Source organism: Huijunlia imazamoxiresistens (assembly GCF_037132455.1).
GTDB classification, from domain to species: domain Bacteria; phylum Bacteroidota; class Bacteroidia; order Chitinophagales; family Chitinophagaceae; genus Flavisolibacter; species Flavisolibacter imazamoxiresistens.
In genome coordinates, this window is sequence record NZ_JBBBEI010000001.1 from 156,750 (window position 1) to 168,234 (window position 11,485).

General features: G+C 57.6%; 6 protein-coding genes. 2 read left to right on the forward strand and 4 right to left on the reverse strand.

Annotated features, from left to right (window positions below; translation table 11 throughout):
• Nucleotides 1-25: 25 nt before the first annotated feature.
• The 4 genes from V9K67_RS00415 to V9K67_RS00430 all read right to left on the reverse strand — a co-directional run bounded on the left by V9K67_RS00415 (nucleotide 26) and on the right by V9K67_RS00430 (nucleotide 5,343).
• Nucleotides 26-2,770, reverse strand: a complete 2,745-nt coding sequence (locus tag V9K67_RS00415; protein ID WP_336719282.1) for a PAS domain-containing protein — start codon at nucleotides 2,768-2,770, stop codon at nucleotides 26-28.
• Between the two features lie 9 nt (nucleotides 2,771-2,779).
• On the reverse strand, nucleotides 2,780-3,253 hold the full coding sequence (locus tag V9K67_RS00420; RefSeq protein ID WP_336719283.1) for a response regulator: 474 nt from the start codon (nucleotides 3,251-3,253) through the stop codon (nucleotides 2,780-2,782).
• A gap of 42 nt (nucleotides 3,254-3,295) precedes the next feature.
• A complete protein-coding gene (locus V9K67_RS00425; protein ID WP_336719284.1) occupies nucleotides 3,296-4,870 on the reverse strand; it encodes a phytoene desaturase family protein in 1,575 nt (524 codons plus the stop codon).
• A gap of 116 nt (nucleotides 4,871-4,986) precedes the next feature.
• A complete protein-coding gene (locus tag V9K67_RS00430; protein WP_336719285.1) occupies nucleotides 4,987-5,343 on the reverse strand; it encodes a hypothetical protein in 357 nt (118 codons plus the stop codon).
• 489 nt (nucleotides 5,344-5,832) lie between these two features.
• Between V9K67_RS00430 and V9K67_RS00435 the strand changes: the two genes are divergently transcribed.
• Together V9K67_RS00435 and V9K67_RS00440 are read left to right on the forward strand one after the other, a co-directional pair.
• Nucleotides 5,833-10,233: a hybrid sensor histidine kinase/response regulator transcription factor gene (locus V9K67_RS00435; RefSeq protein ID WP_336719286.1), complete on the forward strand. Its 4,401-nt coding sequence runs from the start codon at nucleotides 5,833-5,835 to the stop codon at nucleotides 10,231-10,233.
• A gap of 206 nt (nucleotides 10,234-10,439) precedes the next feature.
• Nucleotides 10,440-11,468, forward strand: coding sequence for a pectinesterase family protein (locus tag V9K67_RS00440; RefSeq protein ID WP_336719287.1), 1,029 nt, complete (start codon nucleotides 10,440-10,442; stop codon nucleotides 11,466-11,468).
• The last annotated feature ends 17 nt before the right edge of the window (nucleotides 11,469-11,485 follow it).

The following is an 11,485-nucleotide window of genomic DNA, read 5'->3' on the forward strand; positions in this document are numbered from 1 at the left end:
GTGTCCTGCCCAGGCGCAGCCGGTACTATTTCGGCAGCGGCCCTTCCCGGGTCAGGAGCACGTGGAAGCGGGCGCCTTCGCCTTCCTGGCTTTCCGCCCAGATTTTCCCGCCATGGTTTTCGGCCACTTTCTTGCAAAGGGCCAGCCCGATACCGGTGCCGGTAAAAGCATCCTGGCTGTGCAGGCGCTGGAACATGCCAAAGATCCTTTCGGCCTGGTCCGGGCGAAAGCCGATGCCGTTGTCCGTCACCGTTATATGGTAGTAGCAGATGCCCCGGTCCAGCCCCGGCAGGTTTTTTACTTCCTCTTCACCGGGCTGCCGGCAGGTGATGGTCACCACGGACGGCTGCTGGGGTTGGGAAAACTTCATGGCGTTGCCCAGCAGGTTATAAAATAACTGGTGCATCTGTCCCGGTATGGCCCGGATCGTAGGGAGCGGGCCGGAGGTGATCCTTGCCTTTTTTTCGCTGATCATTACTTCCAGGTCCGCCACTACCTCCGCCAGCAAGGCCTGCAGGTCCACCGGCTGCAACTGCACTTCCTTGCTCAGCCGGGAGTAGTCCAGGATGTCTTTCAGCGATTTGCTCATGCGTTGTGCCGCCTGCAGCACCCGGTCCAGCCTATGGCGGGAAGCTTCACTCAGCAGGTCCGCACTTTCCGACCGCACCATGCCGGTGAACAGGGCGATTTTTCGCAGCGGCTCCTGGAGGTCATGGCTGGAAACAAAGGAAAACTCCTCCAGTTCCCGGTTGCGGATCTCCAGTTCCGCCGTGCGTTCCTGCACGCGCTGTTCCAGCAGCGCCTTGGCCCGCTTTTGCTCGTCGATATCGGTACTGGTGCCAAACCACTTCAGCACCCCGCCGGTTTCGTCCTTCAGCGGAATGCCCCGGGTCAGGAACCAGTGGTAGGCGCCCTGGCGGTCCCGCAGGCGGTGTTCCACTTTATAGTGCGCACCGCGGGCCAGGGCCTCCTGCCATACCTCCCTGGTGTGGGCGGCGTCCTCCGGGTGGAGGATTTGCATCCAGCCGTAGCCCTTCAGCTGCTCCGCCGGCAAGCCGGAATAATCCAGGTACACCCGGTTGATAAAGTCCACCGTCCCGTCCGGCAGCGCCTGCCAGGTGAGGATCGGCATGATGTCCAGGACAAAGAGGAGTTCCCGGTGGCTTTGCTCGATTTTTTTCCGTGCCAGCACCTGTTCGGTAACCTCTGTGGCCACTTCCATGACGCCCGTTACCCGGGCGTCCTCCACCACAGGGGTATAGGCGAAGTTGAAGTAACGGTCTTCCCACACACCGCCTCGCGGCAGGGGCACCAGCCATTCCTGGCCGTATTGCGGCGCACCGGTGCGGTACACCTGCTGCAAGGCCTGGTAGATGGGCTGGTCCTCCAGTTGCGGCAGTACCTCCAAAACGGGCAGGCCAATGATTTCCGGGCCGGTGCCCACCAGTTCCAGCATTTGCCGGTTCACCGTTTCCAGCACCAGCTGTTCGCCCCGGAAGATGGCCATGGCCACCGGGGCATGATGGATAATGTTGCGGAAGTTCTGGTCCTTTTGAACCAGCAGGGCCTCTTTTTCCTTTACCCCGGTAATATCCAGCACAAACTCCACGCACTCGGTCTCATTCAGCCGTTTGCCGGCAAACAGGCCCCACCAGCGGCTCCCGTCGGGGCGGAGATATTGCTTTTCATAGGGGGTGTTCTGGCCTTTGGATAAAAACTCTTCCCGGGATTTCAGGGTCGCCTCCATAAATTCCGGGGGCGTCAGTTCATCCCAGCGCACCTTTCCGCTTTTCAGCGCTTCGCGGGAAAAGCCGCTCATGCGTTCAAAGGCCGCATTGGCATCCAGGAGGGTGCCCTCCAGGTTAAAATAAATGACCCCCACCGTTTCAATGGAGATGACCTTGCGCAGCCGTTCCTCGGATCGTTGAAGGGACTGCTCCGCCGTCTTCTGTTCGGTGATGTCCGTAAAAAAGACGGCAACCTTTCGCTCTCCCGGGCTGCCGAGGGGCTGGGCATATACCTCGAACCACCGGTTCAGCGCCGGGGAGCGCTCCACCACCCGGACCGGCCTTCCGGTCTGGGCCACGCGGCCATACAATTCCAGCCATTTGGGCTCGATGGCAGGGACCAGCTCCCGGAGGCTTTTGCCCATGGCGCCTTCCAGCCCCGACTGCCGTTCAAAGGCGGGGTTGGTTTCCAGGTGCCGGTAGTCGATGCAGCGGTCCCCTTCAAAGAGGAGTTCCAGGGCGCAATAGCCCTGCTCCATGGACTGGATCAGGTTGTGGTATTCCCGCTCCATTTCCCGGAGCCGTTGGTACGCCCGTAGCAGTTCCCCGTCCGGGGCTTCGGCAGTTTCGGCCTTTTGCGGGGCGGGTATCCCTTCCGCGGTGCAGACCAGGTAACGGGTTTCGCCCCTTTCACCCGGCACCGGCACGGCCCGTAGCTTCCAGTACCTTTCGGCAACGGTGTCCGCTCCATTGGAGGTGTCGAAGCGCAGGGGGGGCAGGTCCGCAGGTTCCCCGTTGTGGAGGGTCGTTGTCAGGGCCGCCCGGAGGTCGGCTGCCGGCGTTTGGGGGAAGATGTCCAAAAGACCGCGGCCCACCACGGCTTCTTTTTTTTGGTTGAAGGCGCGCAGCAGGTCGTGGCTGGCCGCAATGCAGGTAAACCGGGGGGCATCCGGCAGCAGGGCAAGGGCAAGGCCCGGACGGGCCTCAAACAATAAAAAATCATCCCGGCTTACAGGAGTGTTGGCAAGCTTCGTCTGCTCCATAGAACCATATTATTTTTTACCAATAGGTGCAGCCTCCAGCGGCAAGTCGCCGCCGGGGCCATCGTCCACATTTCTTTGCCGCTCTGCGAGGCTTTTCAGTTTTAGTGCCACCTGGACAATCTCCTGGGTGGAGGAAGCCTTTTCCATAACGGTGTAAGCGCCCTGCGAGAGCAGTTGCTCGTTCATGAAAGCGGTAACCGAGGAAGTATATACCACTACCGGGATCGACCGGCAGCAGGGGTGGGCCTTTAGGATCACGAGCAGGTCGCCTGCCTCCAGGCCCGGCAGGGTATTGTCCAGTACAATCAGGGAGGGATACAAGGCCGGCTCGATTTGTTCCAGGTAGCGGAGCAGGCCTTTTCCGTCGATAAACTTTTTCACTTCGGCCGCATAGCCGATCTCCATAAATGCCTCGTCGATAAAGAGGCGGTCATCGGCGTCGTCATCGACCACCAGGATGGAAAAGGGGATACCATTTTGCATGTATCCCCATAGTTCAAGAAACATACCTGTTTGCAGGGCGTATCAGGAAAGCAGTTGTTGGGCAACGATATAGCCCGATCCTCCGTTCACGCCGTGGCCGGGCCAGGTGCCGGCACCGGTCTGGTACAGGTTGGGCACGAAGGTGCGGTGGCCCGGCTGGCCGGGCAGGGGCCGCAGCACGTAGCTCTGGGCCAGGTCGTGCGCCCCGCTGTAGGGATCGCCGGGGCCGAGGTTGGGGTTGAAAGCGGCCAGGTGGTCGGGGGTAATGACCCGGTGCGCCCGGATAGAGCTGTCGATGCCGGGAATATGCTTTTTCAGCAGGTGGAGGGCCCGGTCGGTAAAGCGCTTTGTCAGCTCCTCCGTCCACCGGCCGTCGCCGGTTTTGATCCGGCCGGCGGCATCGCCCCGGGGACGGCAGGGGATTTCGAGAAACTGTACGCGCAGCACCGCCTTGCCTGCCGGCGCCCGCCCGGGGTCGAAGTTGGTGGGGCAGTCCACCGTAAAGGCCGGCTCTTCGGGCAGCAGTCCGTTCATGGCCTGGGCGATGGCCAGGGTGCAGGATTCCAGCCCGCCCGTCAGGTGGGGCTGTCCTACCTGGTGGAAGCGGGCGTCCGGCCAGCGGGGCGGTTCGTCCAGGGCCAGGTGGATCTGCACGCAGCCGCGCCCGTAGCGGAAGTCTTTGGCCTGCTGCAGCAGGTGGGCGGGTACCTCCGTTTCTTTCAGCAGCTCCCGGTACAACTGGTCCGAGTTGACCGAGGCCACCACGGCCACCGAGGCAGCGATCTCCTCGCCCGTGGCGGTCCGCACGCCCACGGCCCTGCCGTCCTTTACCAGCACGCGGTCCACGCCGGTGCCCGTACGGATCTGCCCGCCATTATCGGTAATGAGCCGGGCCAGGGATTGTACCAGCCGTTCGCTGCCGCCTTCGGGTATGGCCATGCCGCCGCCCATGAGCGCCAGCACCACCAGGGTTACCCAGATGCCGCTGCCCACCTCGTCGGGGGTGCGCCCCAGGTGCATTACCCAGGGGGCCAGCAGGGCCTGCATTTCGGGCGACCGGAAGCGGCTCACCACGGTACGGGCGGTTTCAAAAAGTTGTTTGGCAAAAGGGGCGTAGGCCGGGCCGTTGTCGCCGTGCAGCAGGCGGCGGATCGTTTCGCGGGCGGCCGGTGTCGCGAGGTCCTGGCTGAAGAGGGAAAACACGTCGCCGGCATAGGGATAGAAGGATTCCACCAGCTGGGCCAGTGCGGCGCCGTCGCCGGCAGCCAGTCGGTCGGCTTCGGCTATGGAGGCCTCCAGCGAGCGGGAAAGCACGGCGGTGCGGCCATTGCCCAGGGACACGCCGGTGGGCAGGTCGGTATTGAGGTAGCGGAGCCCGCGTTCGGCCAGCTCGGCACCCAGGTCGGCATAGGCCGGGCCGGTCACGAACAGGGGATGGGCGGAGGCGTACACATCGTGTTGAAAGCCGGGCAGGGTCAGTTCCTCGGTGCGTACCAGGCCGCCGGGGCGGTCGTTCTTTTCCAGTACCAGCACGCTGCGGCCTGCCTTTGCCAGGTAGGCGGCCGTGATGAGGGCATTGTGCCCGCTGCCAATGAGAAGGACATCAAATTTTTCCATAGCGTAGGTTGATTCTTTGGTAAGATAAGGCCTGGAAAATTACTTTCATAGTTCCTCCACCCTATTAAAAGGAAAGGCCGGGTGGAAGTCCTTTTTTTAGCCGGTGGAGCGCCAGCTTACCAGTACTGCTCTACGGCCCCGTTGTTTTGCCGGATCATATAGAAATGCGATTGCCGGAAGTAGGGGGTAGCCCGTTTGAGTTCGGCCTGCACGAAGCGCTCCGCCCTTTCGCGGCAGGGAAAGGACCGGCTCAAAACGGTGGTCCGGCCATCCTCCCGGTAGACGGCTTTCAGCGGGTGGTTGCAAAAAATGCGAAACTCTACGCGGTAGGCCCGTTCCCCGGGCTGGGGAAGGATGTAGGAATAAACGGTGTCCGTATCGGCCCGGTAGTAGGGGTCGCGTTGGAATTCCTTTTTCCAGCGTCGCAGCCGGGCGGCAAGGGAATGGCCGGTCAGATGCCTTAGGTAAAACATGGTGCAGCAGTTTTGGACGTACAGATATTTTCGGAAAGGAATCGCAGGACTTGGTCCAAAGCCGGTGAAGCCCGGTTCAAGGTATTGGATGGGATAATGATCAGCTACAAAGATACAGGGGTCGTGCAGATCGAGGAATATACTAATCAGGACATAAGCAATAAAATTAATTTAACATGCGTGTTTTCACTTAAAACTTTCCCGGGTGGGGCGAATTTTTCCGGGCGGCCAGGAGAGGGACCCCTCCACCCGATGATCAGGAAGCATCCGGGAGGAATATTGTAGTACCAGGTTTCTATTCTTTTCTAAATTTTTCCTTTACCTTCGTTTTGTTGGTTTTTTTGTATTAAGGACAACTTTTCGAAAGCTGCCATTGATGCCTTTGGGTAAAAGGTATTCAGGTGACCGGATCTATTCAGTGGCACCACCGGCAAATAACTTCTGAACTTTGTCTTTCTTAAATTATGCAACGAAAGCGGGCTCTGAACTATGAAAAGCAAAGGTCAACGTGTATTTTCTTTTATCCTGGTTCTTTTCCTGCTTATTTCCCCTGTTTCGGCGCAACCCCGGGGAAAGATAGAGCACTATACTACCGGGGATGGCTTGTCGCACCAACGGGTCACCGCCATGATAAAAGACCGGGAAGGCTTTATGTGGTTTGGGACCTGGGATGGTATCAACCGCTTTGATGGACACACCTTCGTTTCGTATAAATCCGCTCCCTCGGACAAATACCAACTGCGCAGTAACCGGATCGACCGGATTGTAGAAGATCAGTCGGGACATTTGTGGATCCTGGCTGCGGACCGCCAGGTTTACCGGTTCGATAAAAAAAGACACCAGTTCCTGCCCTTATCCACGATCATCCGTCTTCCGGATCGTCCCAAAATCGCATTTTCCAACATCCTGCTGGCCTCTGGTGGTCTGGTTTGGCTGCAGTCGGACAGCGAGGGCATTTTTTGCGTGTCGCAAACGGTGCTGTCGGAAAAGAAGGTGTACCGGTATGCGAAAGGGGCCCCCGCTGCCTACAGGCTGCCTTCCAACGACGTTAACTTTCTTTTTGAGGACAAAGAACACCGCATCTGGATCGGTACCCCGGCAGGGCTTTCCTGCCTGGAAAAGTCACCGGAAGGTATCTATACCAATAATCCTGTCGTGCCCGCTGCCATTACAGGCCTGCACCTCACCAAGTTTGCGGAAGATGCCGGGCACCTCTATTTCGGCACCACCAACGGCAACCTTATTGTTTGCGAAAAGAAAACGAAAACCTTTACCGTTCACCCCATTGCCGCCGGCCGCATCAATGCCCTGCTCATCTCCCGGAAAAAGCCCGTTCTTTATGCCTGTTCTTCCCTGGGCGAAGTGATTACGGTAAACCTTATCCATCAACAGTGGACTACGGCCCGTTACCAACCGGTGGACAGTTTGTCTGCCCCCTACGAAGACCAGTCGGGTGCATTATGGTTGCGGCCACAGCAGCAGGGAGCCATTCGTTTTGACCCCGGGAATAATTCCTTTCAACTGTTTCAGGCAAAAGCCCCGGCAAAGCACAACAGCAGCAACAGGTTTTACAAGGTAGTGGAAGATTACAACGGAACGGTATGGGTTTTTATGAACGGGGGCGGCTTTGGCTATTACCATCCTGCCACCAAAGGCCTGGAACAGGTGATAGCGACAACGGATGAAGGCCACCACCCGTTTCCCGGCGATGTGCAGCATATGTATTACGACCAAGCGGGCGTGTTTTGGCTGAGAACCGGCAAGCCGGGTTTGCTGAAGATCATCTTGCAGGACAATGATTTCCGCCAGCAGCCTGTCCTGGCGGGCGGGCCAGATCAACCGGTACATGATCTGAAAGGCATTTATGCGGACCGCAAAGGGCGGTTGTGGCTGGGTGCTAGAAATGGCCCATTGTTTATTTATCAAAATGGGGTTCCGCTAAAAGGGGTGCTCGTAAACGAGCCTCCGGGTGGAGTGGTGGGTGTTTATTCCATTCTACAGGACAGCCGGGGTAATATGTGGCTGGGTACCAAGGGGAACGGCCTGTTCAAAGCGGTGCCTGTCGATAAAGAGGCAACGAAGTACCGGCTCCTCCACTTTCTTCCGGGTCAACAGCAGCCGGAGGGTTTACCCTGCCATCAAATCTATGCGTTACTGGAAGACCGGCAGGGGCGTGTGTGGATCGGATCCATGGATAGCGGGCTGGTGTTGGTAGAAGACAGCCCGACAGCTACGGGGTTTGTCCCGGGCCGCCTGCTGCTGAAGAATTACCCGAAGGCTTCCTTTCAAAGCATCCGGCACATGGCTTTGGATAAAGAAGGGAATATCTGGATCGGGACAACAGACGGATTGGTGGTGCTGGGCGCCAATGATCCGCATGCACCTACCTACCACTGCAAGCTGTATAGTACCGTCCCCGGCGACAAAGAAAGCCTGGGCAACAACGACATCCAATTCATACAACGGGATCGTAAAGGCCGGATGTGGCTGGCAACCGCCGGCGGTGGTTTTTGCCAGGCGATCGGAAGCCACCCCTTCCGGTCGTTGCGTTTCCGGAAGTATACCACCCGGGACGGGTTGGCCAATGATTACATACTTAGTTGCGCCGAAGATGCGCAGGGGAGTTTATGGCTGGCCACTGAAAACGGTCTTTCCAGGTTTCATCCCGAAACCGGGGTTTTTCGGAATTATGACGCTTATGACGGGTTGCCGATGGTGACTTTTTCGGAAGCATCCGTGACGCTGTCGGCCTCCGGCCAACAGTTTTACTGGGGTACCGCCAATGGTTACCTGTCCTTTGACCCGCAACGCCTCCGCAACATCCGCATACCGGGAAACATTGCCTTCACCCAGCTGTACATCAATAATGAGGAGGCCGGTCCGGGAGCGAATGAAACGGCCCTGCACTATGATATCAATTACATTTCTGAATTAACGCTGAAGCACCATCAGAATATCGTCAGCATCGCTTATGCCATCCCGGACGCCAGGGCCGGCAGGCGCCAGGCCTTCGCCTACCGGTTGGTGGGCTTCGACAGCGCCTGGCACGATGACCGGCAGTTCCGAAGGGCGACTTACACGAACCTGCCGCCGGGACAGTACGTCTTTGAAGTGAAAAGCCTCAGCCCGGACCTGTATTCCAATCAACCCTATAAGCGTCTTTCCATTACCATCCTTCCTCCCTGGTGGAAAACCTGGTGGGCCTGGCTGTTGTATGCGCTCCTGGCGGGTGCCTTGCTGTACCTTGTCTGGCGGTATGCGACCGTCCTGATCCGGCTGCGCAACAAAATTGCCGTGGAACAAAAGATGGCGGCGCTGAAGATGGATTTTTTTACCAATGTGTCCCACGAACTCCGGACACCGCTGACCCTTATTGTCAATCCTTTGGAACAATTGTCCGCAAAGGGGGGCCTGTCTTCCGAGCAGGCTTCGTGGGTGGACGTCGCCCGGAAGAATGCGGCCCGCATGGTTCGGTTTGTGAACCAACTGCTGGACCTGCGAAAAGTGCAAAGCGAAAAAGCGGAGCTGCGCCTTTCCCGGGTGGAACTGGTAAGCTTTGCACGGAGCGTTTCCGACCACTTCCGGGAAGCGGCCAGGGTCCGGCAGATCCAGCTGGACGTCCTGTCGGATCAACAAGAGCTCTTCGCCTGGGTGGATGCGGAAAAGCTGGACGTCGTGCTTTACAACCTCCTGGGTAATGCCCTCAAGTTCACCCCCGAAGGAAAAGCCATCCATATCCGGATTCAGTTCCTTGCCGGGGAGGACAGCTTTTCCCTTGCTGTAGAGGACCAGGGCCCCGGTGTGCCCAACGAAAAGCTGGAGGAGATCTTTGAGCTGTTCCAGGAAGGCGATCCTGCCCACGGAGGAGGATGGAAAGGCACCGGTATCGGGCTGGCTTTATCCCGGGAGTTGGTCCGCCTGCATGGCGCAACCATCCGGGCGGAAAACAATAGGGAAGGGGGACTGACGGTAACGGTAAGGATGAAGCTGGGTTCGGAAAGCTACGGGCAATGGGATGGCTCCGTTGCGGACCGGGCGGAAACGGCGGCCCTCCCGGAACAGCCGGCGGAGCAGCCAGCCGTTCCCTCCGCTTCCAGCAAGGGCGCTCCGCAAGGCGGGGCAGGGCCAGTGGTATTGCTGGTAGAAGACAACGAGGAGCTGCGCTCTTTTATACAGGGGCAGCTGAGCGCCTACTACCAGGTAGAAACCGCAAAGGACGGCCAGGAAGGCCTGCAAAAAGCCATCGCCCTTCTTCCGGACCTAATCGTCAGCGACATCATGATGCCCCGGATGGATGGTATCCGGATGCTGGACCAGATCAAAAACGAGGTCAGCACGAGCCATATCCCCGTGGTGCTGCTCTCGGCCCGGTACTCGGTCGAAAGCCGGATGGAAGGGCTCCGGTATGGGGCGGACTGCTATATTACCAAGCCTTTCCCGAATGAATTGCTCCTTGCTTCGGTGGAAAACCTGCTCCGCCAGCGAAAAAGGCTCTTTGAAACGCTGGTGGAAAAGAAAACCCCAGTGTCGCTCAGCCCTGAACCGGTGGTGATGACCTCCCGGGACGAGTCGTTTTTGAAAGATGTCATACAAGTGGTGGAGGATAAAATGGCGGATACTGACTTTAATATCGAAAGCATCGCCGTGGAAATGGCCATGAGCCGGTCGACATTTTACAAAAAATTCAAAAGCCTCACCGGCCTAACACCCGTGGAGTTTGTGCGGGACCTGCGCCTGCAACGGGCCAGGCAATTCTTCGATGCCGGCGCAGGAAACGTCTCGGAAGTAGCTTATGGTGTGGGATTCAGTAATCCGGGATATTTTACCACTTGTTTTAAAGAAAAATACAATGTATTGCCGTCTGATTATGTAAGGGCCAAAAAAACATAGCCGACTTCTTAAGTTGTTGCAAACCAATGATTAAAAATGTTCCGGGGTGAAAATTTTATACTATTTGCGCATTAATTGACAGTTCTTTAAGCGCTGAAATCGGAAGTTTGTACCACAGTCGCCCTGGAAAAGGAACAAGGAATCTTCGTTTGAAATTATATTGCCGCACCACCAAAGTGAAAAGACTTTATAAACTTGCCATCCACATGATAAAACTCATTCAGGCCGTCCTTTTTTGTTATGCGATGCTGACCTGCGGCACTGCGTCCGCACAACGGTATGATGCCGTGGTAGGGCCCGGCCAAAGCATCCAGGCGGCCATTGAAGCCGCCCCTGCAACAAGGACAAAACCGTATATCATCCGGATTAAAAACGGGATCTACAACGAAAAAGTAATCATTGACAAGCCCAATATGGTGTTGGTGGGCGAAAACCGGGACAGCACGCGGCTTCTTTACGCGGAACTTTCCAGTAAACGTACGATAAAGGAGTACAAGGGCAAGCCGGTCGGCAACGGCGTGATCGTGCTGCAGGAAGGTGCGGATGATTGCCTTATCAGCGGCCTGACGGTGTACAATAACTATGGCAGTACGGTGGAGCAAACCACCGCCCACCAGATGTCCATCTACGGGCAAGCCACCCGCACCATCGTGATCAACTGCAATGTATGGGCCGACGGCAATGACGCCTTGTCCCTGTGGGCGCCCGGCGCCAGCGGCATGTATTACCATGCCGACCTGGACCTTCGTTGCCCGGGCGTGGACTTTCTGTGCCCCCGCGGCTGGTGCTACGCTACCCGCTGTACCTTTTATGGCGATGGCCGGGCCCTGATCTGGCACGACGGGCGCGGCGATTATAATAAAAAACTCGTTATTACCGACTCTCATTTCGATTCCAAACGCCCTGTCACGCTGGGGCGCTACCACCACGACGCGCAGTTCTTCCTGCTGAATTGCACCATGACGGACAAGATCATTGACCACCCGATCGGCTATGCTTATACCGACCAGGTGCTCGATCCCTGTCCGTGGGGACAGCGGGTGTATGTACACAACATCAGGCGGGAAGGCGGAAACTTCGCCTGGCTGGAGAACAACCTCCAAAAAGCGAAAGGTGCCCCTAAGCCCGGAGACATTACCGCCCGGTGGACCTTTGGCGGCGCCTGGGATCCGGAAGCGAAAATAAAAGCGCTCTGGGGTGTTCTGGCCTATGAAAAAAGGAACGTTCATGAATAACAGCACCTGCGCTATTG

Coding starts and splice junctions, on each gene's coding strand:
- V9K67_RS00440 (WP_336719287.1), top strand. CDS start 10,440: ATGATAAAACTCATTCAGGCCGTCCTTTTTTGTTATGCGATGCTGACC.
- V9K67_RS00425 (WP_336719284.1), bottom strand. CDS start 4,870: ATGGAAAAATTTGATGTCCTTCTCATTGGCAGCGGGCACAATGCCCTC.
- V9K67_RS00420 (WP_336719283.1), bottom strand. CDS start 3,253: ATGCAAAATGGTATCCCCTTTTCCATCCTGGTGGTCGATGACGACGCC.
- V9K67_RS00415 (WP_336719282.1), bottom strand. CDS start 2,770: ATGGAGCAGACGAAGCTTGCCAACACTCCTGTAAGCCGGGATGATTTT.
- V9K67_RS00430 (WP_336719285.1), bottom strand. CDS start 5,343: ATGTTTTACCTAAGGCATCTGACCGGCCATTCCCTTGCCGCCCGGCTG.
- V9K67_RS00435 (WP_336719286.1), top strand. CDS start 5,833: ATGAAAAGCAAAGGTCAACGTGTATTTTCTTTTATCCTGGTTCTTTTC.